Origin of the sequence: Haloferax sp. Atlit-12N, assembly GCF_003383095.1 — an archaeon.
In the GTDB taxonomy this organism is placed as follows: domain Archaea; phylum Halobacteriota; class Halobacteria; order Halobacteriales; family Haloferacaceae; genus Haloferax.
The window spans coordinates 496,203-521,507 of the sequence record NZ_PSYW01000001.1; the positions used below are offsets into that span (position 1 = coordinate 496,203).

Below are 25,305 nucleotides of genomic sequence, written 5' to 3' on the forward strand. Positions count from 1 at the left end.
AAGGACAAAGCGAGGCGACGCTGGAAGGGCAGATTACGGGCGACCTGAACGGCACCGTCGCCGCCCGGCAAGAGGAGATACAGAACCTCCTCGACGCCCGCCGAATCGACGCCCTCGCGCTGGCGGACTCGGCTCCGGTGCAGAACTACGAGGCCGCCCGGGCCGGGGAGATGGAACTCGTCCAAGAGCAGAGCCAAGCGCAGTTGGGCTACATGGCGCTGCAGATGCGCGCCACCGTCGAGACCACGAAAGAGACCGTTCTTGCGAACCAGTACGGCGGACAGGACTGGGACGAACTCACACCGACGGAGCAACAGCAGGTGAAAGACCGGGTCGAAGCGCGAATCGCCGGAACCGCCGGTGACGGCGTCCAACAGAGTGGGACGCTTTCCGACGCGTTCTACCCCGGCTACGTCGGCTCGACCGGCTACGCGTTTATCCTCGACAGCGACGTCGACTTCGTCGTCCACCACAGCCTCGAAGACGGGGTCAATGCCGTCGACGACGCCGGGATACCGGCGTTCAATCAGGTGCCCGCCGAAATCGAGTCGAACGCCGCCGTCCGCAACGGCGAGGACTGGGGCATCGTCGAGTACGAATGGGAAGACACCACTCAGGAGGGCAATCCCGTCGAAGAGAAGTTCGTCGCGTACGCCTACCACGAGGATTTCGACTGGGTGCTCGCACCGAGCGTCTACTACTACGAGCTGCAGACGGCCGCGGTCACCGACGCCCGCGACCAGATTAACGACTCGTTCCGGAGCTACCTCGACACCCGCGCCGTGACCATCGACGGCGAGGAACACCCCGCCTACGACGAGATTCTGTTCACCGACGAGAACGGACAGGGCATCGTCCAAGCGACGCGCACGGACGACGGCATCACCACCGAGTCGGTGGCCGGAACCTCGTTCGCGGACGAGGATTGGTTCCAGACCGCGACCGAACTTCAGGAGGGCGAAATCCAGGTGAGTGAGGTGATGACCGTCGACGGCGAGTCCGCCGTCTACGTCACCGCGCCGGTGTACCGCGGGGGAGAACTCGCGGGGACCATCACGCTCCAGTTCAACTTCGAACTCCTCAACACGCTCATCGACGACATCCAGGTCGGTGAGACCGGTCACCTGACCATCGTGAGCGAGGACGGGAACCTCCTGACCGACTCGGCGGAGTCGCTCGGCTCCGCCGAGGCCGAAATCGCGGATAACGTGACCGCAATTGTCGGCCAGAGCGGACTGACTACCTACGAGTCGGTCGGCGACGACGGGGAGTCGGCCCGCTACTTTGTCGGCTACGCGCCGCTCCACTTCGGAAACAGTCAGTACGAACTCGTCGCCACCGTCCCCGAGTCCGACGTGACGGCACCGGTCGAACAGCTCGGTCAGGCGATGAACGACCGAGCGGACATCGCCCGGAACATCATGCTCCTGTTAATCGTCGGTATCATCGTGGTCGTCGTCGGCGTCGGCTACGTCGCCGCGCGGTACTTCTCGGAGCCGATAGAGGCGCTCCGGGACCGCGCCCAGTCGCTCGCCCGCGGCCGGTTCGACGACGACGAGGACATCGACGCCAACGACGACGAACTCGGCGAACTCGTCGAGGCGTTCGACGACATGCAGGCGAACCTCCAACGGCAGGTCTCGGCGCTTCGGGCCGCCGGGACAGAACTCGGAGACGGCAACCTCGACCAGAACCTCCGGACCGACCTCCCCGGCGAGTTCGGCGCTATCATGACCGACCTCGACGCGGGGATTCAGAAGCTCCAAGACGGCTTCGTCGAGGTGCAGTCCGTCGCCGACGAGTTCGCGGCGGTGAGCAACGAGACGGTGTCGAGCGCGAAGGAAATCGAGTCCGCGAGCCAGGAGACCGCGCGGTCGGTCGAGGAAATCGCCCACGGCGCGGAACAGCAGACCGAACGCCTCCAGACGGTCGCAAACGAGATGAACGACCTCTCGGCGACCATCGAGGAGGTCGCCGCCTCCGCCGACGGCGTCGTCCAGTCGGCGAATCAGGCCGTGTCGCTCGCCGACGAAGGGCGCGAGCACGCCGCGGAGGCGACCGACGAGATATCCACCATCGAGAGCGAGGCCGACGAGGCCGTCGAGCGGGTCGAAGCCCTCGGCGAGCAGGTGGGCGAGATCAACGAAATCGTCCAACTCATCAACGACATCGCGGAGCAGACGGACCTGCTCGCGCTCAACGCCTCCATCGAGGCCGCCCGCGCGGGCGAGGCCGGAGAGGGCTTCGCGGTCGTCGCCAACGAAATCAAGGCGCTCGCCAAGGAGGCCAGTCAGGCCACCGACGAGGTGGAAGCCCAAATCGACGAGGTGCGCGACCGCGCCGACGACACGGTCGACGACATGCAGTCCATGCAGGAAAGCGTCGAGAGCGGCTCCGAGACCATCGGCGACGCCATCGAGATGTTCGACCACATCTCCGGGGCGATTCGCGAGGCCGAACACGGCGTCGAGGAGATTTCGCAGGCGACCGAGAACCAGGCCGTTTCGACCGAGGAGGTCGTCTCGATGGTCGACGACGTGTCGAGCGTGAGCGAGGAGACGACCTCGGAGACGGCGACTGTCTCCGCGGCGACCGAAGAACAGACCGCCGCGATAAACGAGGTGACGCGGAACATCCAGCAGGTGTCGGAGTCCGCCCAGTCGCTCAACGACCTCGTCGGACGGTTCGACGTCGGTCAGGGCGGACGCGGCGGCGGACGCGACGCGGCATCAGCCGAGGCGACTTCCGCCACGCCGCCGCAGTCGGGACCGCAGGCCGTCGCCGACGGGTCGGGTGAGGGGAGCGGTCCCTCGCCGTCGGACGACTGAACCGGCGACACGCGACGCCGCGCGACGCCGGCCGTCTCGCCGCCGACTACCGGTCTACTTCTCCCATTATCGTATCGAGGCTCCCGAGCGCCGCGATGAGGTCCGGGATGTACTCGCCTTCGGCCATCTCGGGGAGCGCCTGGAGGTTCGAAAACGACCCGCCGCGAATCTTGAAGCGGGCCGGGGTGTCGGTGCCGTCGGCGCGGATGTAGATACCGAGTTCCCCCTTCGCGGCTTCGACCGCGCGGTAGACCTCGGTGTCGTCGTCCGGTTTGATGGTGCGCGGGACGTTCGACTGGATGGTCCGCTCGTCGTCGGGCCAGTCTTCGAGCAGGTCGACGCACTGCGCGACGATTTTGGCCGACTCCTCGACCTCGCGGAGGCGAACGAGCAGGCGCGCGAAGTTGTCGCAGTCGTCCTCGACGGCGACCGCCCAGTCGAGTTCGTCGTAGTAGCCGTAGGGGTCGTCGCGGCGGAGGTCGTAGTCGATGCCGGATCCGCGGGCGACCGGCCCCGTCACGCCGTAGTCCTTCGCCACCTCGGGCGGGAGAATACCGGTCTCGAGCGTGCGAGCCTGCAGAATCTCGTTCGCCGTCAGGAGGTCGTGGTACTCCCGCAGTTTCCCGGGGAGGCCGTCGACGAACGTCCGAATCTTCTCGAAGAACTCCTCGCGGGGTTCGGGGAGGTCCCAGACGACCCCGCCGAGCCGGAAGTAGTTGAACATCAGCCGCTGGCCCGTGAGGTCTTCGAGGATGTTCTGGACGAGTTCGCGGTCCCGGAGCGCGTACTGAAACGTCGCGGTGAAGTCGCCGATGACGTCGAGGGCGTACGCGCCGACCGCGAGCATGTGCGAGAGGATGCGGCTCAGTTCGGCCGCCAGCGTCCGGAGCACCTGCGCGTACTCGGGCACGTCGATGTCCGCCAGCGCCTCGGCGGTGCGGGCGTAGGCCCACTCGTTCAGGAGGCCGCCACCGCCCCAGTCCCAGCGGTCGGGGTACGGCATAATCTGGTGTCGGTAGGTTCCCCGCTGGCACATCTGCTCCTCGCAGCGGTGGATGTAGCCGATGTCGGGTTCCACGTCCGCGACCTGCTCGCCGTCCAGCGTGACCTGCAGGTGCATCACGCCGTGGGTCGCCGGGTGGTGCGGCCCGATGTTGAGAAGCATCGTGTTCGAGTCAGCGCGGCCGTCCTCGGCAAGCGGGTTCGCGTTCTCGTCGTACCGGACGACCTGCGGGCGCGTCTGGTCGTAGTCCAGCCCGAGCGGGTGACCCTGCCACGTCTCCGGCAAGAGGATGCGACGTAAGTCCGGGTGTCCCTCGTATTCGATGCCGACGAGGTCGTACGCCTCTCGCTCGTGCCAGTCGGCCGTCCGGAACACCGGCGCGGCGGACTCGCTGACGGGGTCGGAGCGGGGCGTCGGGACGACGACGCTCGCCTCTCGGGTCGGGTCGTCGTACGACTTCAGGTGATAGATGGACTCGTAGCGGTCCTCGTACTCCTGGGCGGTCACACACGAGAGGTGGTCGAGGCCGAGGTCGTCGCGGAGCGTCGAGAGCGACGACTGCACCGCGTCGGGGCGAATCTGCACCGCGGGCGCGTGGACGTGTTCCTCGGTGGCGAGGACGGCGTCGCCCAGCGCCCGCCGGAGCGCGTCGGCGTCGAGGGAACCGGAGGCGTCGTCGGAGAGCGCGGCAGGGTCGTCGTGGGACTCGGGGGTCTGTCGCGGGCGTTCGAGTGACATGGCGACTGATACCCGTTCGTTCGTCCGGTCGCCGGTTCGTCGTTCTGCCTCACGAGTGCGGCTGGTTTTTATGCCGCAGTCGAATCAATTCGCCGGCATGAAATCGGTCAGGCTTCGCTTCACGCCCGACGACGAACAGCTGCATCCGATGCACGAGTTCGTCGTCGAACACGAGGCGTTCGAGCGGACCGAACTCCACCACTGGAACCCGACGGTGACCGACAGGAACACCATCGTCTTCGAGGTCTTCGGGACCGACGTCGAGGCCTACGAGGCGGCGCTCGCGGAGACGGAGCGCATCCTGTCGTACGAACTCTCCCAGCTCCCCGGCGACTCCTTTTTCATCGTGGTCGACGAGCGGCTCGACGCGGCGGGGACGAAGCAGACGGCCGCCGTCACGCGGGGCGGGCTCATCGTCGTCCCGCCGGTCGTCTTCGACGGCGACGGGACGGTCTCGATGACGCTCGTCGGCACCGACGACGCGCTCCAGTCGGCGGTCGAACAGCTCCCCGAGGGCCGCGGCCTCGAAGTCGTTCGGGTGCGGGAGTACACGGGTCCGGGAAGCGTCTCGGCCGGGTCGCTGTCGCCCCGCCAGCGCGAGGCCGTCGAGATCGCCGTCGACTGCGGCTACTACCGCGAGCCGCGGACCGGGTCGGTCGCCGACGTGGCCGCTCGGCTCGACTGTTCGACGAGCACCGCGGCGGAGCACCTGCGAAAAGCGGAGATGAAAGTCATGGCCGACCTCGTCGGCAGGTCGTGACTAGGGTTCGGCCCACGGTTCGCTGGTGCCCTCGCCGAACAGCTCCCGCATCAGGATGACGATGCTCTCCGGTGGGAACTGCCCGCGCTCGGTGACGATGGCGTCCACGTAACGCGGCGGCGTCACGTCGAACGCGGGGTTCTTCACGACCGGATTGCCGAGCTCCGCGAGCGTCTCGTCGTCGATGACCTCCGCGGTGTCGCGCATCTCGATATCGACGGTGTGGCCGGTCATCGTCCCCGGGTGGAGCTTGAGCGTCTGGGCGGCGACCATGATTGGCGTCCCCCGGTCGCGGGCGTTGACCGCGAGGCCGCTCGTCCCGATTTTGTTGATGACGCTCCCGTCGGCCGCGACGGCGTCCGCGCCGACGAGCACGTGGTCCACGTCGTTGAGGTAGCGGCGGGCCGCCGAGTCGACGATGAGCGTGACGGGCACGCCCAGTTCGTCGAGCCGCTTCGCGGTGATGTGTCCCTGATTTCTGGGTCGCGTCTCCTTGACGACGGCCTCGATGTGCTTTCCCTGTTCGACCGCCGCCTCGACGCACGCCAGCGCGTCCGTCGAGTGGCAGTGGGTCATGATGGTGTCGCCGTCGCGGAGGCGGTTCGCGCCGACCTCGCCGAGGTCGGCTTGGGCCCGTTCGAGGCGGGCGCAGAACTCGTCGGCAGAGTCGACGACGTTCTGTCGGAGCCCCTCGACGGTCGTACTCGACATGCCGCGGAGGACGTACCGGAGGGCGTTGGGGAGGCTCACGGCGGTCGGCCGCGTCTCGTAGAGCGCCCGTGCGGCCGCGCGGAGTTCGGCCCGGAACGCCTCGGCGTCGGCGGCGTCGCTCTCCGTCGCCTGCGTCCGGAGCGCCCGAGCGGCCGCGTCGGCGATGGTCGCCGCGCCGCGAATCTCCATCGTGTCGATTTCCGTCGCGGTGCGCCGGACCTCGGGATGTACGCGGTCGTCCATGCGAGAACTACGGGCGTCGGACGCAAAAAGGTCGCCGCGGAGACGGCGTTCAGACCCGGTCGACGAGCGCCTCGTCGGGGTGTCGCACTCGAACGGTCTCGACCCGGTCGGTGAGCGCCTTCGCGTCGGCGAGTTTGTCTTCGGATTCGGCGTGGACCGTGAACAGCGTCTCGCCGCTGGCGGCCATCTCGCCGACGCGGCGGTGGAGTTCGAGGCCCGCGCCGGGGTCTCTCGGCGCGCCGGCCCGGCGAGCGACCTCGTTGACGAGACGGTTGTTGACGTGCGTGACCACGCCGTCGCGGTCGGCTCTGACTGCGACGGTGTGCCGCCCCGGCGAGAGGTCCGCGGCCTCAACGTCGGGGTCGCCGTTCTGCGCGGCGAGTATCTCGCGGAAGGTCTCTTCGGCCCGCCCGGAGTCGAGAATCTCGGCGGCGTCGGCGTCGACGCCGGTGGACTCGAACAGCAGGTCGGCGAGTCGAATCGCCTTCACCCGCAGGTCGTTCGGGCCGCCGCCGGAGAGCGTGGCGAGGACCTCGCGGGCTTCGAGCACGGGACCGACGCCGCGGCCGACCGGCGCTGCCCCGGTCGTGATGGCGCACTCGATGGCCATCCCGAGATGGTCGCCGACGCGGTTGAAGTCCTCCGCGAGTTCGCGCGCCTCGGCGAGGCTCTCGACTTTCGCGCCCTCGCCGTAGGGGATGTCGACGACGACGTTGGTCGAGCCGGCGCTCTGTTTCTTCGAGAGGACGGAGGCGATGAGTTGGCCCTTCGGGTCGATAGAAAGCGGCGTCTCGGCGCGGATGATTTGGTCGTCGACCGGCGAGAGGTTCACCGCGCCGCCCCAGACGAGACAGCCGCCGGTCTTCCCGACGATATCGCGTATCTCCGCGACAGAGAACTCCACGTCGCAGAGAACCTCCATCGTGTCGGCGGTGCCCGCGGCCGAGGTGACGGCCCGCGAGGAGGTCTTCGGAATCTTCAGCCCCGCCGCGGCGACGATGGGGACGAGAATCGGCGTGACGCGGTTGCCCGCGACGCCCCCGATGGAGTGCTTGTCGGCGATGACCGGCTCCTCCCACGCGATGGTCTCACCCACGTCCGCCATCGACTCCGTGAGGTGCATCGTCTCCTCCATCGACAGCCCGTTCGTGTAGGTCGCGGAGACGTACGCCCCGAGTTCCACGTCGGCGAGGCGCTCCTCGTAGATGTCGCGGACGATTTGGGACAGTTCGTCGGCTTCGAGTTCGATGTCGTCGAGCTTCTTGCGGATGTAGTACACCGAGTCGGGTTGCGGCGCGACCGAGACCTCCACGTCGCCCTCGATGTGGCCGAGCCGGCGCGTCACGCCGAGCGTCCCCTCAGAGACGAGTTCGTCCGTCAGCTCCACGATGCCGATGGTCGTCCGCCCGTCTCGGCGCAGTTGGACGCGTTCGAGCGCGTGGACCCCGAGTTCGGCCGCGTCGCTCTCGTTCAGGAGGACCGTCGGCGACCGGGTGCCGATGTCGATGGGTTCGGCGACGAGTTGCATACCCGAAGGTCGGACGAGAACGCCAATAAACCGGCCCCGAATCTCGGGGAGGGAGAACGCTTACGCGAGGTGGGCTTCGACGAGGTTCTTCAGGTCGTCGTAGCCGCGGACGCCGACGAGCTGTTCGACCGCCTCGCCGTCGGCGAACAGCACCATGGTCGGGACGCCCCGAACCTGGTACTGGGCGGCGAGTTCCTGGTTCGCGTCCACGTCGACCTTGGCGACCGCGGCGTCGGTGTTCTCCGCGAGCTTCTTCACCGTGGGTTCGAGCATCTTGCACGGCCCACACCAGTCCGCGTAGAAGTCCACGAGCACCACGTCGTTGGAGGAGACGGCGTCTTCCAGTTCCCCAACGCCGCCGACGTGAATCGGCTCTGCCGGGGATGAGGCGGCCTCTTTCGCCGAACTTCCGCCGTCACTGCGGAGCTTTGATTCGAGTTGTTCGCGTTTCTGCGTCCGGATGTCGTTCAGTTCTTCGTCGGACATACCTACCGATACCGGCCGCGACCTAATAACGGTTTTGCACGATTCGAGCAATAATATCTGCAATCTATGAGTCGTAATAACAGTGCACATCGAGCGGCGCGACGCTGTGACTCACGGTGAGTGTCTGGCGGGGAACGACGGAAAACGGCGGTGGAGAAACGTGGCGGGCACGACCGCGGTCGGGATGATTCGAAAGCGACTCCGAGCGTCGAGGCGGGTCGGAGCGCGCGGTCAGTCGACGTACAGCGAGTAGGTGATGACCGCGAAACCGACGAGCGTCAGCACCGAGTCGAAGAGCAGTCCGGTGGCGAGGTCGACGTTGAGAATCACGTCGAGCGCGCCGCCGAGCATCGCGCCGAGCGTGACGATACCGAAGCCGAGCGCGAGCGCCCGGAGCGACGCCGCCCCGGTGTTCCGGTACGCCTTGTAGCTGAAGTAGGTGATGAGCCCGCCGAGGACGAGGATGCCCGTCTTGATGACGATAATCATCGTCGTAATCGTCGGCGAGGCGCTGAGGTGCCCCATCAGGTCTCCCTCCGGACCCGCGACCAGATGTCCGCGAGGCGTTCGTCGGGCGTCTGCTCCGGGCGGCCGACCGCGACGTCGAAGTCGCGGTCCTCGTTGAGGGCGATTCGAACCTCGTCGAAGGCGACCTCGTAGGTCGTCGCGTGGTGACCGTCCGCGCGAATCTGAGTCCCCTCGGCGAGGAGCGCCGCGTCAGTGAGCAGGTCCAACTTCCTGTACGTCGTCGAAAGCGGGATGTCACACGTGTCTGAAATTTCACTTGCCGTCATGGGTTCTTCGAGTCCTCTGATGATGGCTCGTGCGTCCGCGTCGTCGAGCGCGTCGAGCACCGCCGTCAGTTCGGCCGACTCCATCGCGGACCGGTCGCGCGCCATTACTCAGATTGACCGACGAGAGCCTTATTAACCCACCGGGTCGGGCTCATCGTCGTCCGCCGTCTCGGAGGCTGTATCGTACGCGCCCTCCATTCTGAGGGTTCCAGCCCGGGCTAACACCTCGGGCGTTCGACAGACGCCCGGCGCGCCCGTCGCCTGCGGCACCGCGCAGTTGTTGCAGTTCTCGCAGACGACCCGCGTGTCGACCGAGACCTCGCGACCGAGCAGTCGCGCTGGGAGTCCCGGTTCGGCGTAGAACGGCCGGGCCATCCCGACGGCGTCGCAGGCGTCGCCGAGCAGTCGGTCGATTTCGCCGCGCTCGCGGATGCCGCCCTCGCAGAGCACGGGCACCGAGACGGCGTCGCGGACGCGGCGGCACAGGTCCGCGTTCCACGCCGGGTCGAAGTCGTACCACGCCGCCTCGATTCGGTTGCCGAGTTCGACGAGTCGCGCCCGGAGCGGGCCGCCGAAGGCCGCGGCGTAGCCGTCGCGGTAGCGGTCGTCGCGCCACGCGCGGGCCGGGAACGACCCCCGGACGATGCTCGCGTCCCAGAACACCGACCCCGAAACGGGGACGAGCGCGTCGTAGCCGGCGTCGTCGAGGCGGCGGCAGATGTCGACCGCATCGTCCTCGGTCAGACGTTTGCGGATGCCGGGCGGCGCGGCCGTCTCGGCCGGCACTTTGGTCATGAGCGGCACGTCACCGGCCCGTGCGCGGACCTCGTCGGCGACGACTTCCAGAAACCGGACGCCGTCGCCGAACTCGTCGTCCCGGCGGTTGTAGAACGGCGAGAGGAACTGGTGGACGATGCCCATGTTCGCGCCGGCGACGTGGACCACGTCGTAGCCGGCGTCGACGGCCATCGCCGCGGACCGGCCGAAGTCGGCCGCGAGGTCGTACACCTCGTCGGTCGTCATGACGTGCGCATCGTAGTCGAGAAAGCCGAGGCCGTCGAGGAGCCTGAGGAGTCGCGGCGGCCGGGAGACGGCGAGTTGGCGCAGGTCGGGGTGGTCGCGCCGGTACGCGGCGTGCCACGTCTCCATGCTCCGCAGACCGCCGTACTCCAACTGGACCGCGACGGCCGAGCCGTGGTCGTGGATTCGCTCCGTCACCGTCGACAGCGACGCCGCGAACTCGGGGTCCGCGATTCGGGTCATCCCCGGCGCGGCACAGCCGCCCGTCTCGCGGACGATGGTCGCGCCCTGACAGATGAGCCCCGCACCGGCCCGCGCCGCGGGTTCGAGTTCGGCCGTGAGGCGCTCGGGCGCGTCGGCCCCGGTGCCCGCGCATTCGAGCACCGGCGCGCGGTAGAGCCGGTTTCGGAGCGTGAGCCCGCCGATGTCGAGCGGGTCGTCGAGCCGAGGAGTCGCCATGAGGACGACATGGCGCGCGAGCGACGTAAATCGAATCGACGCGACGCTCGGTCGCCGGGTCAGTTCACCAACTGGTCCCGCCGCCGATATCGATAATCGCGCCGCAGCGCCCGCACTCCGAGACCTGCAGGGGGTCCGAACTGGCGTGTCTGACGACCACGTCGCCAAGACCCGCGGGGGAGCCGCACCGCTTGCAGACCGGGCGTTTCGCCGTCATCTGTGGATACACATCTCTCGGAGAGACAGACGACTGCGGCGGAGATAGCCGTATTGTCCCGATTCTGTCCGGACGGGCCCCGAAGCCGGTCAACCTTCTTACCCGTCGGCTCCGATGACCGTTCCATGGACCCCGAACCGTTCAGGTACGACTCGGAGGTGCCGCCGGGCGAGGTGCGACACCTCAGGTACGAAATCAGCGAGACGTACCTCGGCGACCCCGTCGAGATTCCCGTCACCGTCATCAACGGCGAGCAGGGCGGGCCGTCGGTCTTCATGACCGCGGCGCTCCACGGCGACGAACTCAACGGCGTGAAGGTGATGCAGGAGGTCGCAAGCCGGTACAACCCAGCCGATATCCACGGCACCATCGTCTGCATCCACGTGGCGAACGTCCCGGGCTACCTCGCCCAACAGCGCTACATCCCCATCTACGACCTCGATCTGAACCGGTCGTTCCCCGGTCGCGACGGCGCGAACACGGCCGAGCGCATGGCGAACCAGATTTACCGCCGGTTCGTCGAGCCCTGTGACCTCGGCATCGACTTCCACACCTCGACGCGCAACCGGACGACGATGTACCACGTCCGCGCCGACATGAGCCGCCCCGAGGTCGCCCGCCTCGCGCGGTCGTTCGGCGCGAACCTCATCCTCTCGGGCGAGGCCGAGGCGAGCTCGCTCCGCACCGTCGCCACCAACGACGGGATTCCGACCATCACCGTCGAGATGGGCCGCGCCCACCGCTTCCAGCCGGCGATGGTCGACCGCGCGCTCGAAGGCGTCGAGAGCGTCCTCGCCGAGTACGGCGTCCTCCCGGACGAGGCGGTCAGCTGGCCGGGCTGGACGCGCGTCATCGACTCCGCGACGGACAAGACGTGGCTCCGCGCCGACGTGGGCGGCCTCGTCGAGATGCAGTACGGCGACGTGCCCCTCGTCCACGAGGGCGACACCATCTGCACCATCTCGGACCACTTCAAGACGAGAGAAAAGCGCGTCTCGGCCCCCTTCACCGGCCTCGTCGCCGGCGTCCTCCAGAACCCGGTCGCCGCGCCCGGCCACCCGCTGTGTCACCTCGTCAGCGTCGACGACGCGACGCTCCGCGAGATAGAGCGCGAAATCGAGGCGGGCGAGTTCACGGAACGCCCGTGGAGTTAGGGCGAACGTGGTGAACGCGTCGCCGACGACGCCGCTCGGTCAGGCGTCCGCGCCGACCTGCTCGTGAGTGTGGTGGAAAAACCGGACGTGCGGCCGCCCGTCGCGTTCGACCGGTTCGAAGCAGACGCGCCGGTACCGCTCGTTGTCGAGGAGGTTGACCAACAGGCCGCGGTCGTGGAGCGAGACGGAGTCGTAAGGGGTCGAACAGACCGGACACAGTTCCGGGTCGGCCGCGTCGCCCACTACTATTCCTCCGTCTCCGTCCCGACCGCATCGGCGACCCGCAAAATCGTCTCGAACTCGTCGTCAGCGTAGGCGATGAACCGAACGTCGCGGAGCGCGGTCGGCTCGAACGACCGGAGTTCCTCGCAGATGAGTCGCGCGCCGTCGGCGAGGTCGAACCCGGCGACGCCACAGCCGAGCGCCGGAATCACGAGCGACTCGCAGCCGTGGTCGTCCGCGGCTCGCAGGGCGTTTCGCGTGGCGTCGCGGATGCTCTCGGCGGTCGCCTGCCCGTCCCCGTAGTGGGGCATCGCCGCGGCGTGAATCACGACCTCGGCATCGAGGTCGAAGGCGTCGGTGACGGCGACCGCGCCGAGGTCTATCGGCCCCTTCGCCATCGCGGCGTCGTTGAGTTCGGGACCGCCGCCGCGACGGAGCGCGCCCGCAACGCCCGAGCCCATCCGAAGGCTCGTCCCGGCAGCGTTCACCAGCGCGTCGGCCGACTGGGCGGCGATGTCGCCCTGTACGACGGTGAAGTCCATGTCAGGCGAGTCGGTCCATGTCCTCGTCGTCGAGGTCGATGTGCGAGGCCGCCACGTTGTCGCGGAGGTGCGAAACGCTGGACGTGCCGGGGATGGGGAGCATCACGTCGGCGCGGTGCAGAAGCCACGCGAGGGCGATTTGCTGTGTCGTTGCATCGTGTTTCGCCGCGACCGCGGAGACGGCGTCGGCCCGGTCGCCGAGGTCACCCGCGCCGAGCGGGTACCACGGGATGAAGCCGACGCCGTACTTCTCGCAGGCGTCGAGGCTGGCCTCGAACTCGCGGTCGCCGACGTTGAAGCGGTTCTGGACCGTGGCGATATCGACGATGTCGCGCGCCTCGTCGAGCTGTTCGACCGAGACGTTCGAGAGGCCGACGTGTCGAATCAGCCCCTCGTCTTTCATCTCGGCGAGCGCGTGGACCGAGTCCTCGAAGGCGACGTGCGGGTCGGGGCGGTGGAGCTGATAGAGATCGATGGTGTCCACCCGAAGGCGGTCGAGGCTCCCGAGGACGGCGTTCCGGAGGTAGTCGGGGTCGCCGTTTGGCATCCAGTCGCCGTCGGTGTTGCGGAGTAGTCCGCCCTTGGTGGCGACCACGAGGTCGTCCGGATAGGGCGCGAGCGCCTCACCGATGAGGCGCTCGGAGACGGCGGGGCCGTAGGAGTCCGCCGTGTCGATGAGGTCGATGCCGTGGACGAGCGACTCGTGAAGGACCTTCCGCGCGTTCTCCACGTCGTCCGGCTCGCCGATGATGTCGTCGCCGGTGATACGCATCGCGCCGAAGCCGAGTCGGTGAACCGTAAGGTCGCCGCCGATGTCGAACGTGCCGCTGGCGTTTTCGAGTCCCATGGGCGGAGATTGGTCGCCAGACAGGTGTTCGTTTCGGCGGGGCGAACGGGAGACGGCGGCGAGCGCATGGCCCCTGCAATCGCCGAAACCCACACCCGTCGTCGGTCCTAACGGCCGCCATGGACCTCCTGTCGATGCGCTGGCGGCACACGCTGTTCGCCCACTGGCCGGTCGACCCCGAACTCGTGGAGCCCCGACTCCCCGACCGACTCTCGGTGGCCACCTACGACGGGCGGGCGTGGCTCGGCGTCGTCTCGTTCGACATGACGGACATCCGCCCGCGCGGGTCGCCCATCGGACTGGGGTTCCCCGAGGTGAACCTCCGGACGTACGTCGAACCCGCCGACGGCGGCCCCCGCGGCGTCTACTTCTTCACCCTCGACGCCGCGGACCGCCTCGGCGTGGCGATGGCCCGACTGGGCTACCGGCTCCCGTACCACTACGCGAACATCTCGGTCGAGGAGCGAGACGGCGCGGTCGACTACGAGAGCTACCGGCCCGCGACGGCCGAGACGCCGGAAGCGCGGTTCGAGGCGACCTACCGGCCGACCGGCGAGGTCCGAACCCTCGACCCCGGGTCGCTCGACGCGTTCCTCGTCGAGAACTACCGCTTTTACACGGACGACTGGCCCGTCGTCATCGGCGATATCGACCACGACCCGTGGCCGATACAGGACGTGGAAGCGGAGATTCGCGCGAACACGATGTTCGAGGCCTGCGGCTTCGACCACCCCGGTGGCAACCCGATACTCCACTACGCGGCCGACCTCGACGTGACGGCGAAGCCGCCCGCCGTGCTTCGCTGACGCCGCGAACGCTCGCGCCGCTTATTGGCCGTCGTCTTATTCGCCGCCGTCCGTATCCTCTGCCGTGTCGTCTGTCTCGACCGCCGGGTCGTGACGCTCGTACCAGTCGAGAATCTGTTCCAGTCGGTGGGTCGCCCGCTCGGGCGTCGAAATCGAGTGCTGTTCCTCCGGGTAGACGACGAGCTTGGCGTCGACTCCCTGCGCCTTCGCGGAGACGTAGAGCTGTTCGGACTGGCTCGGCGGACACCGCCAGTCTTGGCCGCCCGCCATCACCAGAAGCGGCGTGTCGATGTTCCCGGCGTCGGTGATGGCCGACGAGGCGTCGAGCGCCTCCGAGTTCTCCCACGGGAGGCCGAACTCGTATCTCGTCCACAGGTGGTTGTCGTCGGTGCCGTACGACGACCGGAGGTCGTAGATGCCGTGTTCGGGGGCGGCCGCCGTCAGGAGGTCGGTCTGGGTCACGAGGTAGCCCTGCGCGATGCCGCCGTAGGAGATGCCGTAGCCGAAGACGCGCTCCGGGTCGGTCCAGCCGCGGTCGACGAGGTCCTCGACGCCAGCGACGATGTCGTCCACCTCGACCGACCCCCACTGTCCTCGGAGCTGTTCCGCGAAGTCGCGGCCGTAGGAGGTGCTCCCGCGGTAGTTCACCCGAACGACGAGATAGCCGCGGGAGGTGAACACCGGGTGGTCGAACCGGAACGCCGGTTCGTCGTAGGCGATGGGGCCGCCGTGGATGGCGACGACCGTCGGGTGCGGGTCGGGGTCGTCGAAGTCGAAGTCGGCGGGCGCGTAGACGACGCCCTCGACCTCCCAGCCGTCGCTCTCGAAGCTGACCCGTCGAACCTGCGGCATCTCGTACTCGTCGGTGACGGTCTCGTTGAGCGCCGACAGCCGGGTGAACGACTCGGCGTGGGCCGCGTCGACCGCGTCGATGTCGGCCAGCGAGACGGCGTAGGCGTCCCACCCGTCGGCCGGGTCGGAGACGAGCAGGCCGGCCGTGTCGCCGGCGACGTGCAGTCCCTGTATCGCCCTGTGCTCTCCCTGCGCGTCGAACACGCGCTTGGGGGCGTCGCTGTCGGGGTCGAGTCGCGCGATTCGAGACTTCCCCTCGTCGGCGACGAGCGCGTAGAGTTCGTCGTCGCCCGCCCACGACGGTGAGGTCCCCAACGCGAGCGTCCGGTCGAGCGACGCGGAGACGGACCGGACCTCACCGGAATCGAGGTCGGCGACGCGGATTTCGCGCGGGATGTACCAGTTCTCGTAGTCGCCCGCCTGAAACGCGATTCGGGAGCCGTCGGGGCTCCACCGCGGCGTCCCGGTCGTGTGGCCGCCGCTCGTCAGCTTCCGGTCGTTCGAGCCGTCGGCGTCGATGACGAACAGGTCCTGTTCGAGCGTGTCGTCCGGACGGGCGGCGTCGCAGGAGACGTAGGCGATTCGGTCGTCGGGACCCCACGCGGGCTGGAGGCCACTGGCGTCGGCGAACGCGCCCGCGGCGGTCGCGTCGTCGAGGCGCTCCGTCTCGCCCGTGTCGAGGTCCACGACGAACAGGTAGGCTGTCACCGTGTCGGTCCAGCCGACGCCGTTGATTTTGTGTTGGAGCCGCTCGGTCACGACCGGGCCGCCGTCCTTTCGCTCGTCGAGGTACTCGCGCTCTTCGTCGGTCGGGTCGCGCGCGGAGACGACGAGGCGGCCGCCGTCCGGCGACCAGTCGAACTCCGAGACGCCCTCGTCGAGGTCGGTGAGTTGGGTCGCATCACCGCCGAGTTCGAGGTCGAAACACCAGACCTGCGGCTTCGGGCCGTCCTCCCCACCGGCTGGTGGTTCGTCGTCGGAGTCATCCGAATCGTCGCCATCGGCGTCGTCGGCGTCGCCAGCGTCGTCAACGTCGGCGTCGCCAGCGTCATCAGCGTCACCTTCACTTTCTCTCTCGTCGTCCGCGCGACCGACCCGCCGAGAGAGGTCCTCGTCGCGGGCGGCGACGAACGCGAGTCGACTTCCGTCGGGCGACCACGACGGGGACGACGCGCCGGGGTGACGGGTGAGTCGGTGCGGCTTGCGGGAGCCGTCCGCGGGGACCACGAACAGGGAGGCGACGCGTTCGTCCTCGTCGGGGTCGCACTCGGTCGCGGTAAAGGCGACCGTCGACCCCTCCGGCGAGACGGCGACCTCGCCGGTGACCGAGAGGTCGCTGAACGCTTCGGGAGGGAGTTCTCCTGACATGGCTCGAAACGTTCGACCGAGTGACAAATAGATTTGTGTCGGCGAACCGGGTGGCCGCGTGCGTCCGGTCTCCCGGTCCCGACCGAGCGAAGGTGAAACCTTCAAGCATCGCTGAACTAACCCGACGGACATGGCACTCATCGACACCGTGATGGCAACGCTCCACCTCGTCGTCGGCGGTCTCTGGACGGGGAGCGTCCTCTTTTTCGCGCTTGCCGTGCTGCCGACCGCCCGCGCCGGGAACATCCGCGCCGCCGCGTTCGAATCGGTCGTCTCGCGCCTGACGATGTGGTCCCGCGGGGCCTCGCTCGTGATGTTCGCGACCGGCGGCCATCTCGCCGGCACGCGCTACACCGCCGAGAGCCTGCTCGGCACCGGCCGCGGCCACCTCGTCCTCGGGATGCTCGCGCTCTGGTTCGTCCTGACCGGCCTCGTCGAAGTCGGCCGGTCCCGCGCGAAAGACGGCCTCGCGGAGAAGAAGGTTCGAACGCCCGCCGAGAAGGCCGCACCGTTCTACCTCGGTGCCGCGCTCGTCGCCGTTCTCCTCCTCGTCGACGCCAGCCTGCTCCTCAACTGACGCCGCCCCCGACTCCCGAGGACTCCGTAGAGTATCTATATCTACATTCTAAAATATATATTCTGTACGACATGTTTATCATCTCGGTCTGGGTGAGTCCACGTGTATGCACGGGGACGAGACGCGCGCCACCGAGTCGCCGCTTCGAATCGAGTTGTGTCCCGACACCGGGCGGATACGCGTCCACCGGGAGACCGCGCTGGGGACGTTCACGCGGACCATCGACCGATGAGCCCGGACGCCCCGCCGACCATCGGGGAGACGCCGGTCGGAAAGTCGGTCGAGCGAGGTCCCGGCCCGATGCTCGCGCGCCTCGCACGGCCGGTCTCGGAGACGCCGACCCGGCTCGCGGTCGTCGCCGATCCGCACGTCACCCCGACAGGGTCCGGCACGTGGAAAGTCTACCACCGGAGCGAGACGCGGCTTCGGACCGCCGTCTCGACCATCGCCGACCTCGACGTCGACGCGACGGTCCTCCTCGGCGACCTGACCCGCGACGGCCGGCCCGAGGAGTACGACGTAGTGGACGAAATCCTCCGCGACCTGCCGGGGCCGCGGGTCGCGGTACCCGGCAACCACGACGTGCCGAAGCGCTGGGACGACTACGACGCTCCGACGCCGGCCGAGTTCGCGGCGCGCTACGCCGACGACGCCCTCCCGTTCGTCCGCCGGGTCAGCGGCGTCGATATCATCGGTCTCGACTCCGCCAGCGGCGGCGCAGACCTCGCCCTCACCGACACCCACGAGGGGGCCGTTCCCGACTCCCAACTCCGCTGGCTCGACACCGTCCTCGCTGACGCGACGACCCCGGTCGTCGTCCTCCACCACAACGTCTTCCACCCCCGCCGCCACACCGGCCAGTTCCCCGACGCCGACTTCTACCAACTCCGCAACGCCGACGAACTCGCCGCAGTCCTCGCGCGCAACGACGTGCCGCTCGTGCTCTCCGGGCACATCCACTGGCCCGCGACGGCCGTGAGAGCCGGCGTCCGCGAACTCATCGCCCCGGCGACCTGCTCGTTCCCGCAGTCGTTCGTCGTGGTCGATATCGACCGCCGCGGGACGACCATCCGACTCGTCCCGCTCGCGGGACCGAAAGGCATGGCCGAGTCCTACACTCTCGCCGCCAGCGGGGCCGCCCACGGACAGGGTATCGCCGCACACGCCGACCGAGGACAGCTGTCGGCGCTCCCGCTCGTCGACGAGCGGACGCCGCCGCGCCGGGTCGTCGGCTCGGACGTTCCGGGGGCGGTTCGATGGCGGTGAGTCTCGACCGCCTCGCCGACGCCCACAGCGCCCTCCGTGCCGAACGCCGCCGCTGCGTGGACGAACGCGAGGCGTTCCGGGCGTTCCGCCGCGAGGTCGCCGCGTCGCAGGCGACGGCATCGACTCCGAACCAAGCCCCAGCGGCCGCGACGCTCGTCGGCCAGCGGAGCGGGCGGGGCGGAACCGACGCCGCGCTCTCCGGCCTGCGCCGGAGCTACGAGCGGACCGTGATGTCCGTCCCGCACTACGACGAGGAGTACGGCGACTCCTTCGAAGCGAGCCTCGCCGCCGAGTTCGGCCCGGACGTGGCGACCGCGTTCCGGTCGGCGAGCGTCCTCTCGCCGCCGCTCCGGCGGACCGTCGCCGCGGCGGCCGCGTCGTCGCGAGACGAGCGCGAAAAGTTCATCGAGGTCGTCGACGAGGAGGCCGAGTCGGTGGCGTCGATGCGCGGCGAGGTGGAAGACCTCCTCGGGCGACTCGACGACCTCGACCGGACGCCGCTTTCCGAACGCGGTTTCGACGCGCTGTTGGCGCTCTACGAGGACCTCTCGTCGCTCCGCGAGCGGCTCTCGGAGCTCGTCGCGGCGCGACAGAAGACGATTTCCCACCACCGGCGGGCGCTCTCCGGGCTGGTGCCGGACGTGACGGAGTTCCTCTACGCCGACCTGTCGGTCCGGTACCCGGTGCTCGCGACGCTCGCGGAGGTCGGCGCGACACTCGACACCGCGACCCGTCGGGTCGAACGCCGACTCGCCGCCACACCGTAGGCCGATTCCCGCGGCCACAGTTATTTACCCGTTCGAAGAGACGCCGGAGTATACGATGTTCACGCGCTCGGAGGGATTCCCGTGAATCGCCTCCACCCCCGTATCCGTCTTCTCTGGGTCGCCCGAGCGGTCGTGTTCGCACTCGTCGTCGGCGGCGTAGCGACCGCGGCGACGCTGTTCGCGCCCGTCTCGATACCCACGTACGTCCCCGTCGCGGTCGGCGGCGTCTTCCTCGTCGTCGGCGTCGCCTTGGCCCTGCTCCGGTACCGGGCGTGGGGTTACGAGGTCCGCGACGACTCGCTGTATCTCCAGCGCGGCGTTCTCACCAAGGTCAACACCGTCGTCCCGTTCGTCCGGGTCCAGCACGTCGATTCGACCCGCGGCCCGCTCGAACGGCTCGTCGGCCTCGCGTCGACCGTCGTCTACACCGCCGGCTCCCGCGGCGCTGACGTGTCGGTTCCCGGGCTGACGCCGGAGGGCGCAGAAGACCTCCAAGACCGACTGAAGCGCCTCGCAATCGCGTCCGAGGGCGACGACGCGGTATGACCCGGCTGTCGCCGCTCTCGGTGCCCTACCGGGCGGTCCAGCGCAGCGCCAGCATCGTCTTCGCGCTCGCCTTCTTCGCGTTCACCGGCGGGACCGCCTTCGGCGGCTTCCTCGGCGGCCTCGGCTCCGTCGCGCTCGTCGGCGTCGCTGTGGTCGCAATCGCCGGCTACGAACTCGCATACTTCCGTCGGTTCGAGTACGAACTGACGCCGGACACGCTGGACATCCGCTCGGGCGTGTTCTCCCGGCGTAACCGCGAGATTCCCTACCGTCGCATCCAGAACGTCGACATCTCTCGCAACGTCGCCCAGCGGCTGGTCGGCATCGCCGCCGTGAACCTCGAAACCGCCGGCGGCGGCGAGACCGAGGGCAGTCTCCGCTTCGTCAGCTACGAGGAAGCCCGCCGCATCCAGTCGGAGGTCGCCCGCCTGAAACGCGGCGGCACCGACGGCGACGCGCCCGAACCGGAACAGGAACTACTGTTCGAACTGACGCCCCGAGAGTTGGCCATCGTCGGCGCGCTGTCGTTCGACCTGCGGCTGCCCGGACTCGTCTTCGTGTTCGGGTCGACCGCCTTCCCCATCGTCGCCTCGTACGTGGACGTGCCGGTCCCCGCGGGGAGCGTCGCGGCCGCGGGTGTCGGCGTCGTCGCGCTGGGACTCCTCGTCGCGCTCGTCTCGTGGGCCGCCGGCTTCGCCTCCGCGGTGGTGAACTACTACGGCTTCCGGCTGACCCGCGTCGGCGACGAACTCCAGTACGAGCGCGGCCTCCTCCAGCGCTACAACGGGTCGATTCCGCTCGACAAGCTCCAGACGCTCACCGTCGAGGACAACCCGCTGAAGCGCCGGTTCGGCTACGCGACGCTCCTCGTGGAGACGGCGGGCTACGCCCCGAGTTCCGACGGGTCGAACGGGTCGGGCGGCGGCGGTCGCGGCTCCGAGGCGGCCATCCCGCTTGCGACCCGCGACCGCGTGCTCGGCCTCGTCGCCGACCTCGAAGGCATCGAGGAGCCGACGTTCGAGAGACCGCCGACGCGCATCCGCCGGCGCTACGCCGTCCGGTACTCACTCGTCCTCGGCGTGGCGACCCTCGCGCTCTACGGGGCGAACCGGTTCCTCCCGCAGGAGATCCCGTGGTTCGTGCCGCTGGCGCTCGTCCCGGTGGCCGTCGTCGCCGGCGCGCTCCAGTGGCGGCACCGCGGCTACGCGCTCGATGAGAACCACTTCGTCACTCGAAACGGCTTCTGGAAGCGCGAGATGCGCTTTGTCCCCTACTACCGGGTGCAGACGGTCATCGAGCGCCGGACGATTTTCCAGCGCCGCTGGCGCGTCTCGACGGTCACGGCGGACACGGCCGGGAGCATCTCCCTCGTCGGCGGCGACGCGACCGCCGTGGACATCGAAGTCGCCGACGCGGCGGAGCTTCGGGAGACGCTGAACGACCGCCTCCGCGAGGCGCTTTCGGCGCGCCGCGAGGCCAGACAACAGTCCCGACAGGCCGCGCTCGACATCCGCGCCGCGGAACCGGACCGCGACCCCGACGAATCGGATTCGGGCTCGGACCCCGACACCAGGGACGACGTGAGCGAGACGCCCGAGTTCGTCGAGGAGGCCGAGCCGACGGCCACGGAAAACGAAGATGAAGGCGAGAGTGAGGACGAGGGTGAGGACGAACAAGAGCCGGACGACCCCTTCATCTGGGGCGCGTCGGCTGAGTCCGGAGACGACGAAGCCGAGTCGGACGCCGCGTCGGCCGATACCGAGTCGGAGAGCGACGGAGACGCCACCACGTCGGCCGATTCGGCGTCTGACGACGAGTCGAGTGATGACAGCCGCTAGCCGGCGTCGACCGGCGGCGGTGAAAATCGCGACGAGCGGGGAGCTATATTGACGCGCGGGTGCAACGTAATCCAATGACGCGAACAGTGCTGGAATCGCTCTTGGCCGGAAACGCGCGACACGTCGAGAGCCTCGGTGTCGACCACTTCGAGGGCGTCCGCGAGGCGCAGTCGCCGGCGGTCGTCTCGGTCAGCTGTTCGGACTCCCGCGTCCCCGCCGACGCGGTCTGGAGCGCCGACAAAGCCGGCGAGCTGTTCACGTCGGTCAACGTCGGCAACCAAGTGTGGACCGAAGTCGATGGAAGACTCGTCGTCAACGACGCCGTCGGCTACGCCGTCTCGGCGCTCAGGACGACCGACGTGGTCGTCCTCGGTCACACGGGCTGTGGCGCAGTGACGGCCGCCTACGAGACCGTCACAGGCGGGAGCGTCGGGGACCTACCTCCGGGGGTCGAAGCCGCCGTCTCGCGGCTCGTCCCGCTCGCCGAGGAGGCCCGCGAACTCGGCGTGTTCGACGCGGACACGCCGGGCGGCGAGGCGGTCAACCGACTCGTCGAGTACGCGGTCGTCCGGCAGGTCGAGTACCTCACCGAGAGCGACGAGGTACCCGAATCGACCGACTGCTGGGGCTTCGTCTACGACTTCCAGCGCGTCTACGGCGACGACGACGGCGCGGCCTACCTCGTCGCGGCCAACGGGGAGTCAGACCCCGAGGCGCTCGCCGACGTGGTTCCAGAAGAGTTTGAGGAACGCGTGCGGTCGATTCGGTAAGAGTAGGGTGCTACGAATCGTTCGAAGCGAGGTGGCTGTTTGTTAAGCTATGTCCAGTCAGATGCGCCACCCAGCACGGAAACAGCAAGTAGCACCGAATATCAAGGCAAGAAGACGAATGAACTCTTCTGCCCCTTCATTCGTTCCTCGATACGAGTAGAGGCTTCGGTCATAGTAATTGCCATTATACGAGATAACAGCGTGAGTTTTGTCCCAGAGGGCAAACCCTGCTAGTTGGTCGGTAGTGCGAACTCTTCTTTCCGAGATAAGGTGTCGAACGTCAGATGGGTACTGATACGCAGGGGTGGACGTAAGCTCAAGTGCCGTTTCATTTGAAACAGGGGTCAGTTCGACTTTGGTACTATCATTCTCGTAGCGCGTGACGTTTAGCTCATAGAACTCGTGTGAGGCATCCGGAAAGATTACAAGCTTTGTTTTTGGGCTAAATCCACGAGTAGCACGGTACGTGGTGTCAGAAACGACCTGTGGACCTTCGTCTCTAACACGGTATGTAAGCGCACACTCCTCACTAGAACTGTAGCACGTTTCGGTTGAAGCCACCCATGAGAGCCTCCCATCGAGTTCTGGTTCGTTTGGGCTGACTTCTTCAACAGTATACTGGTAGGTCCAAACACCCGGTATAGAGCCGAAGGGAAAGAAGACTGCTGAGATAAGTAGGATGATTCCGATAACGGCGAGAAGGGCACGACGGATTCGAGGGCCATGGAAGCGCATACTAGTGATTAGTTTGACATTTTCTCCTCATATTATTCTTTCCCAAAAGAATGAACCGCCGGAAAGCCGGGTTTCAGATCACATACTTACCGAACGGCTGGTTCAGAAGTGAGTTCCTCAATCAAACAGAAATACCGTGCTGAATACGCCCTCGATATTCAGCACACCGCCGCTTTCAGGACCGGGGAATTTCAACTGAGCCGAACAACAAAAAGAACCGACTGATTTGACCCGCTTCGATTCCGGGCGACCCGCCGCTCTCCCTCAGTTATCCCGAGCGTCGTCGATGACGGTCGAGAACTCGCGGGCCGTCTCGGTGATGGCCTCGAAATCACCGTTTTCGATGGCTTCGCCATCCATGAGCGCGCCGCCCGCGCCGACGACGACCGCCCCGGCGTCGATGTAGTCCGCGGCGTTGTCGAGGCCGACGCCGCCGGTCGGCATCATCGGAATCTGCGGGAGCGGCCCCTTCATGCTCTTGAGGTGGCCGGGGCCGAGCGAGGAGGCAGGGAAGACCTTCACGAGGTCCGCGCCCGCGGAGTACGCGTCGGTCGCCTCGGTCGGGGTCATGATGCCCGGTGCGACGAGCGTCCCGTAGCGGTTGCAGGTCTCGACGACGCCCTCGTCGAAGTTCGGCCCGACGACGAACTCCGCGCCGGCCTGGATGGCCGCGTTGGCGGTCGGCGCGTCGAGGACGGTCCCGGCGCCGACGATGGCCTCACGGTCCGAGAAGGACGCCGATACCTCGCGGATGAGGTCCATCGCGTCGGGGTTGTCGGCCGTGATCTCGTAGGCGGTGACGCCGCCCTCGTGGAGCGCGTCGGCCACGTCGATGATGGTGTCCGCATCCGCGCCGCGCATCACCGCGACGACGCCGCTGTCGGCGAGTCGTTGCATGTCCTCGTGTACGTCGAGTGCGACCATTGCTGTCTCGACGTTTACTACAGATAGTATTAAATTGGGGGCCTCGCGGCATCGTTTCGCTCGCGACCCGCGACCGCCGCCACCGACCGGGTCGCCACACGGGACAGTCGTGTTGGCTGTCACCACGCGACACGCTCAAATCCGCTGGGCGCTAACCCGAGGTAAGCGACGCCCCGGCGGTATGTGCCGCCTCGTCGCACCACCATGCCAACGTATCCCGATTTCGAAGCGCTGTACCGCGACGTCATCCCCTCGGTCGTCTCCGTCTACGTCGGCGGCCGCCGTCGACCCGGCGGGGCGGGGAGCGCCTTCGTCTACGACGACCGGCATCTCGTCACCAACGAGCACGTCTCGCGGCTCGCCGACGCCAGCGACGCCGGCCGGGTCGAACTCCGGTTCGCAGACGGGTCGTGGCGCGTCGGCGAGGTCGTCGGTTCCGACGCCTACACCGACCTCGCCGTCGTCGCCGTCGACGACCTGCCCGACGACGCCGTGGCGCTCCCATTGGCGGCCGAGAACCCCGCGCCGGGGCGGTCGGTCGCCGCGCTCGGCAACCCGTTGGGACTCGACGGCTCTATCTCGGCGGGTATCGTCTCCGGGTCGAATCGGTCGCTTCCCACCTCGAACGGCTTTGCCATCCCGGACGTGGTCCAGACGGACGCACCCATCAACCCCGGCAACTCGGGCGGGCCACTCGTCGGATTCGCCGCCGAAGAACCCGACAGCGACGACGCCGAGTTCGCCTACGAGGTCGTCGGCGTCAACCGCGCCAAACAGGGCGACAACATCGGCTTCGCCGTCTCGCCCGTCATCGCCAACCGCATCCTTCCGGCGCTCGTCGCCGACGGCCGCTATCGCCACTCGTACCTCCGGGCGCGCACCCTCGACGTGACGCCGACCGTCGCCGAGGTGAACGGCCTCGACGCGCCCCACGGCGTCCTCGTCGTCGACGCCGCCGGTGCCGACGGTGACGAGGGATTCCTCCACGGCTGTCACGAATCTGCCGACTACCGCGGCACTGCGATTCCCGTCGGCGGCGACGTGCTCGTCGCTATCGAGGGCAACCCGGTCCGGACTCACGAGGAACTGATGCGCTATCTCATCACCGAAACGCGTCCCGGCGAACCGGTCGCCGTCGGCATCGTCCGCGAGGGCGACCCGCTGACGCTCGTCGTCGAACTCGACGAGCGCCCCGCCGTCGACCGCGACGACCGGACTGGCGGGGACGGCGGCAGTCGCATCCCCGTGGAGTAAGCGGACCGCGGCCGGACCAGAGAATAGAATTTTGACAGTTCCGGACGAAC

At 67.9% G+C, this 25,305-nt stretch carries 25 protein-coding genes and 1 pseudogene; 13 read left to right on the plus strand and 13 right to left on the minus strand.

All coding sequences use genetic code 11. The features are described 5' to 3' along the window. Window positions 1–224: 224 nt before the first annotated feature. Window positions 225–1,619, plus strand: a pseudogene (locus tag C5B90_RS21290) (cache domain-containing protein); the annotation flags it as partial. Between the two features lie 111 nt (window positions 1,620–1,730). Then, window positions 1,731–2,828, plus strand: coding sequence for a methyl-accepting chemotaxis protein (locus tag C5B90_RS21295; RefSeq protein ID WP_394337532.1), 1,098 nt, complete (start codon window positions 1,731–1,733; stop codon window positions 2,826–2,828). Between the two features lie 46 nt (window positions 2,829–2,874). Here C5B90_RS21295 and C5B90_RS02620 read toward each other — a convergent pair whose 3' ends face one another. Next, window positions 2,875–4,569 carry an NADH-quinone oxidoreductase subunit D gene (locus tag C5B90_RS02620; protein WP_115878877.1) on the minus strand — a complete coding sequence of 565 codons (1,695 nt, stop codon included), beginning with the start codon at window positions 4,567–4,569 and terminating at the stop codon, window positions 2,875–2,877. A gap of 97 nt (window positions 4,570–4,666) precedes the next feature. Between C5B90_RS02620 and C5B90_RS02625 the strand changes: the two genes are divergently transcribed. Then, a complete protein-coding gene (locus tag C5B90_RS02625; RefSeq protein WP_115878879.1) occupies window positions 4,667–5,329 on the plus strand; it encodes a helix-turn-helix domain-containing protein in 663 nt (220 codons plus the stop codon). On the opposite strand, the gene C5B90_RS02630 is transcribed toward C5B90_RS02625, so the two are convergent. The 7 genes from C5B90_RS02630 to C5B90_RS20490 all read right to left on the minus strand — a co-directional run bounded on the left by C5B90_RS02630 (window position 5,330) and on the right by C5B90_RS20490 (window position 10,787). Beyond that, window positions 5,330–6,283, minus strand: a complete 954-nt coding sequence (locus C5B90_RS02630) for a ribose 1,5-bisphosphate isomerase (protein WP_115878881.1) — start codon at window positions 6,281–6,283, stop codon at window positions 5,330–5,332. A 49-nt stretch (window positions 6,284–6,332) separates the two neighbouring features. Continuing rightward, a complete protein-coding gene (locus tag C5B90_RS02635; RefSeq protein ID WP_115878883.1) occupies window positions 6,333–7,811 on the minus strand; it encodes an AMP phosphorylase in 1,479 nt (492 codons plus the stop codon). 60 nt (window positions 7,812–7,871) lie between these two features. Beyond that, window positions 7,872–8,297 carry a thioredoxin gene (trxA, locus tag C5B90_RS02640; protein WP_115878885.1) on the minus strand — a complete coding sequence of 142 codons (426 nt, stop codon included), beginning with the start codon at window positions 8,295–8,297 and terminating at the stop codon, window positions 7,872–7,874. 231 nt (window positions 8,298–8,528) lie between these two features. Beyond that, entirely contained in the window at window positions 8,529–8,822 is a 294-nt protein-coding gene (locus tag C5B90_RS02645; RefSeq protein ID WP_115878887.1) for a hypothetical protein, read from the minus strand. Continuing rightward, the gene (locus C5B90_RS02650; protein WP_004971053.1) at window positions 8,822–9,196 is read right to left on the minus strand and encodes a helix-turn-helix domain-containing protein; all 375 of its coding nucleotides are present in this window, start codon (window positions 9,194–9,196) and stop codon (window positions 8,822–8,824) included. Before C5B90_RS02650 ends, C5B90_RS02645 begins: the two co-directional genes overlap by 1 nt. Before the next feature lie 27 nt (window positions 9,197–9,223). Further along, the gene (locus tag C5B90_RS02655) at window positions 9,224–10,570 is read right to left on the minus strand and encodes an NADH:flavin oxidoreductase (RefSeq protein WP_115878889.1); all 1,347 of its coding nucleotides are present in this window, start codon (window positions 10,568–10,570) and stop codon (window positions 9,224–9,226) included. A 64-nt stretch (window positions 10,571–10,634) separates the two neighbouring features. Beyond that, window positions 10,635–10,787, minus strand: coding sequence for a hypothetical protein (locus C5B90_RS20490; protein WP_158547208.1), 153 nt, complete (start codon window positions 10,785–10,787; stop codon window positions 10,635–10,637). Between the two features lie 125 nt (window positions 10,788–10,912). On the opposite strand from C5B90_RS20490, the gene C5B90_RS02660 reads away from it, so the two are divergent. Next, on the plus strand, window positions 10,913–11,941 hold the full coding sequence (locus tag C5B90_RS02660) for a succinylglutamate desuccinylase/aspartoacylase family protein (RefSeq protein ID WP_058565951.1): 1,029 nt from the start codon (window positions 10,913–10,915) through the stop codon (window positions 11,939–11,941). A 39-nt stretch (window positions 11,942–11,980) separates the two neighbouring features. Here C5B90_RS02660 and C5B90_RS02665 read toward each other — a convergent pair whose 3' ends face one another. The 3 genes from C5B90_RS02665 to C5B90_RS02675 are packed head-to-tail and all read right to left on the minus strand — an operon-like array spanning window position 11,981 to window position 13,552. Beyond that, a complete protein-coding gene (locus tag C5B90_RS02665; RefSeq protein ID WP_115878891.1) occupies window positions 11,981–12,184 on the minus strand; it encodes a hypothetical protein in 204 nt (67 codons plus the stop codon). 2 nt (window positions 12,185–12,186) lie between these two features. After that, on the minus strand, window positions 12,187–12,705 hold the full coding sequence (locus C5B90_RS02670; protein ID WP_115878892.1) for a macro domain-containing protein: 519 nt from the start codon (window positions 12,703–12,705) through the stop codon (window positions 12,187–12,189). Between the two features lies 1 nt (window position 12,706). Beyond that, a complete protein-coding gene (locus C5B90_RS02675) occupies window positions 12,707–13,552 on the minus strand; it encodes an aldo/keto reductase (RefSeq protein WP_115878894.1) in 846 nt (281 codons plus the stop codon). Window positions 13,553–13,671: 119 nt separating this feature from the next. Between C5B90_RS02675 and C5B90_RS02680 the strand changes: the two genes are divergently transcribed. After that, complete coding sequence (locus C5B90_RS02680; RefSeq protein WP_115878896.1) at window positions 13,672–14,358, plus strand: YqjF family protein; 687 nt, start codon at window positions 13,672–13,674, stop codon at window positions 14,356–14,358. A gap of 36 nt (window positions 14,359–14,394) precedes the next feature. Here C5B90_RS02680 and C5B90_RS02685 read toward each other — a convergent pair whose 3' ends face one another. Further along, window positions 14,395–16,578, minus strand: coding sequence for a S9 family peptidase (locus C5B90_RS02685; protein WP_115878898.1), 2,184 nt, complete (start codon window positions 16,576–16,578; stop codon window positions 14,395–14,397). A 130-nt stretch (window positions 16,579–16,708) separates the two neighbouring features. Between C5B90_RS02685 and C5B90_RS02690 the strand changes: the two genes are divergently transcribed. The 7 genes from C5B90_RS02690 to C5B90_RS02715 all read left to right on the plus strand — a co-directional run bounded on the left by C5B90_RS02690 (window position 16,709) and on the right by C5B90_RS02715 (window position 22,342). Then, complete coding sequence (locus C5B90_RS02690) at window positions 16,709–17,155, plus strand: transporter (RefSeq protein ID WP_115878899.1); 447 nt, start codon at window positions 16,709–16,711, stop codon at window positions 17,153–17,155. 106 nt (window positions 17,156–17,261) lie between these two features. After that, window positions 17,262–17,387 carry a hypothetical protein gene (locus C5B90_RS21185; protein WP_004043988.1) on the plus strand — a complete coding sequence of 42 codons (126 nt, stop codon included), beginning with the start codon at window positions 17,262–17,264 and terminating at the stop codon, window positions 17,385–17,387. Beyond that, a complete protein-coding gene (locus tag C5B90_RS02695) occupies window positions 17,384–18,421 on the plus strand; it encodes a metallophosphoesterase (RefSeq protein WP_115878901.1) in 1,038 nt (345 codons plus the stop codon). Before C5B90_RS21185 ends, C5B90_RS02695 begins: the two co-directional genes overlap by 4 nt. Beyond that, window positions 18,412–19,188, plus strand: a complete 777-nt coding sequence (locus C5B90_RS02700) for a hypothetical protein (RefSeq protein WP_115878903.1) — start codon at window positions 18,412–18,414, stop codon at window positions 19,186–19,188. The genes C5B90_RS02695 and C5B90_RS02700 overlap by 10 nt, the downstream gene beginning before the upstream one ends. 81 nt (window positions 19,189–19,269) lie before the next feature. Further along, window positions 19,270–19,734 carry a PH domain-containing protein gene (locus C5B90_RS02705; RefSeq protein WP_115878905.1) on the plus strand — a complete coding sequence of 155 codons (465 nt, stop codon included), beginning with the start codon at window positions 19,270–19,272 and terminating at the stop codon, window positions 19,732–19,734. Then, a complete protein-coding gene (locus C5B90_RS02710) occupies window positions 19,731–21,572 on the plus strand; it encodes a PH domain-containing protein (RefSeq protein WP_115878907.1) in 1,842 nt (613 codons plus the stop codon). The genes C5B90_RS02705 and C5B90_RS02710 overlap by 4 nt, the downstream gene beginning before the upstream one ends. 74 nt (window positions 21,573–21,646) lie before the next feature. Continuing rightward, a complete protein-coding gene (locus C5B90_RS02715; protein WP_115878909.1) occupies window positions 21,647–22,342 on the plus strand; it encodes a carbonic anhydrase in 696 nt (231 codons plus the stop codon). A gap of 999 nt (window positions 22,343–23,341) precedes the next feature. On the opposite strand, the gene C5B90_RS02720 is transcribed toward C5B90_RS02715, so the two are convergent. After that, entirely contained in the window at window positions 23,342–24,001 is a 660-nt protein-coding gene (locus C5B90_RS02720; protein WP_115878911.1) for a bifunctional 4-hydroxy-2-oxoglutarate aldolase/2-dehydro-3-deoxy-phosphogluconate aldolase, read from the minus strand. 204 nt (window positions 24,002–24,205) lie between these two features. Between C5B90_RS02720 and C5B90_RS02725 the strand changes: the two genes are divergently transcribed. Further along, window positions 24,206–25,255 carry a S1C family serine protease gene (locus C5B90_RS02725; protein WP_115878913.1) on the plus strand — a complete coding sequence of 350 codons (1,050 nt, stop codon included), beginning with the start codon at window positions 24,206–24,208 and terminating at the stop codon, window positions 25,253–25,255. Window positions 25,256–25,305 lie beyond the last annotated feature (50 nt).

Bases quoted from the DNA above. Each gene is read 5' to 3' on its own strand.
- C5B90_RS21185 (WP_004043988.1), top strand. From the start codon at position 17,262: ATGCACGGGGACGAGACGCGCGCCACCGAGTCGCCGCTTCGAATCGAG.
- C5B90_RS02645 (WP_115878887.1), bottom strand. From the start codon at position 8,822: ATGGGGCACCTCAGCGCCTCGCCGACGATTACGACGATGATTATCGTC.
- C5B90_RS02620 (WP_115878877.1), bottom strand. From the start codon at position 4,569: ATGTCACTCGAACGCCCGCGACAGACCCCCGAGTCCCACGACGACCCT.
- C5B90_RS02635 (WP_115878883.1), bottom strand. From the start codon at position 7,811: ATGCAACTCGTCGCCGAACCCATCGACATCGGCACCCGGTCGCCGACG.
- C5B90_RS02625 (WP_115878879.1), top strand. From the start codon at position 4,667: ATGAAATCGGTCAGGCTTCGCTTCACGCCCGACGACGAACAGCTGCAT.
- C5B90_RS02660 (WP_058565951.1), top strand. From the start codon at position 10,913: ATGGACCCCGAACCGTTCAGGTACGACTCGGAGGTGCCGCCGGGCGAG.
- C5B90_RS20490 (WP_158547208.1), bottom strand. From the start codon at position 10,787: ATGACGGCGAAACGCCCGGTCTGCAAGCGGTGCGGCTCCCCCGCGGGT.
- C5B90_RS02670 (WP_115878892.1), bottom strand. From the start codon at position 12,705: ATGGACTTCACCGTCGTACAGGGCGACATCGCCGCCCAGTCGGCCGAC.
- C5B90_RS02700 (WP_115878903.1), top strand. From the start codon at position 18,412: ATGGCGGTGAGTCTCGACCGCCTCGCCGACGCCCACAGCGCCCTCCGT.
- C5B90_RS02710 (WP_115878907.1), top strand. From the start codon at position 19,731: ATGACCCGGCTGTCGCCGCTCTCGGTGCCCTACCGGGCGGTCCAGCGC.
- C5B90_RS02715 (WP_115878909.1), top strand. From the start codon at position 21,647: ATGACGCGAACAGTGCTGGAATCGCTCTTGGCCGGAAACGCGCGACAC.
- C5B90_RS02650 (WP_004971053.1), bottom strand. From the start codon at position 9,196: ATGGCGCGCGACCGGTCCGCGATGGAGTCGGCCGAACTGACGGCGGTG.
- C5B90_RS02690 (WP_115878899.1), top strand. From the start codon at position 16,709: ATGGCACTCATCGACACCGTGATGGCAACGCTCCACCTCGTCGTCGGC.
- C5B90_RS02675 (WP_115878894.1), bottom strand. From the start codon at position 13,552: ATGGGACTCGAAAACGCCAGCGGCACGTTCGACATCGGCGGCGACCTT.
- C5B90_RS02695 (WP_115878901.1), top strand. From the start codon at position 17,384: ATGAGCCCGGACGCCCCGCCGACCATCGGGGAGACGCCGGTCGGAAAG.
- C5B90_RS02655 (WP_115878889.1), bottom strand. From the start codon at position 10,570: ATGGCGACTCCTCGGCTCGACGACCCGCTCGACATCGGCGGGCTCACG.
- C5B90_RS02630 (WP_115878881.1), bottom strand. From the start codon at position 6,283: ATGGACGACCGCGTACATCCCGAGGTCCGGCGCACCGCGACGGAAATC.
- C5B90_RS02680 (WP_115878896.1), top strand. From the start codon at position 13,672: ATGGACCTCCTGTCGATGCGCTGGCGGCACACGCTGTTCGCCCACTGG.
- C5B90_RS21295 (WP_394337532.1), top strand. From the start codon at position 1,731: ATGACCGACCTCGACGCGGGGATTCAGAAGCTCCAAGACGGCTTCGTC.
- C5B90_RS02685 (WP_115878898.1), bottom strand. From the start codon at position 16,578: ATGTCAGGAGAACTCCCTCCCGAAGCGTTCAGCGACCTCTCGGTCACC.
- C5B90_RS02720 (WP_115878911.1), bottom strand. From the start codon at position 24,001: ATGGTCGCACTCGACGTACACGAGGACATGCAACGACTCGCCGACAGC.
- trxA (WP_115878885.1), bottom strand. From the start codon at position 8,297: ATGTCCGACGAAGAACTGAACGACATCCGGACGCAGAAACGCGAACAA.
- C5B90_RS02725 (WP_115878913.1), top strand. From the start codon at position 24,206: ATGCCAACGTATCCCGATTTCGAAGCGCTGTACCGCGACGTCATCCCC.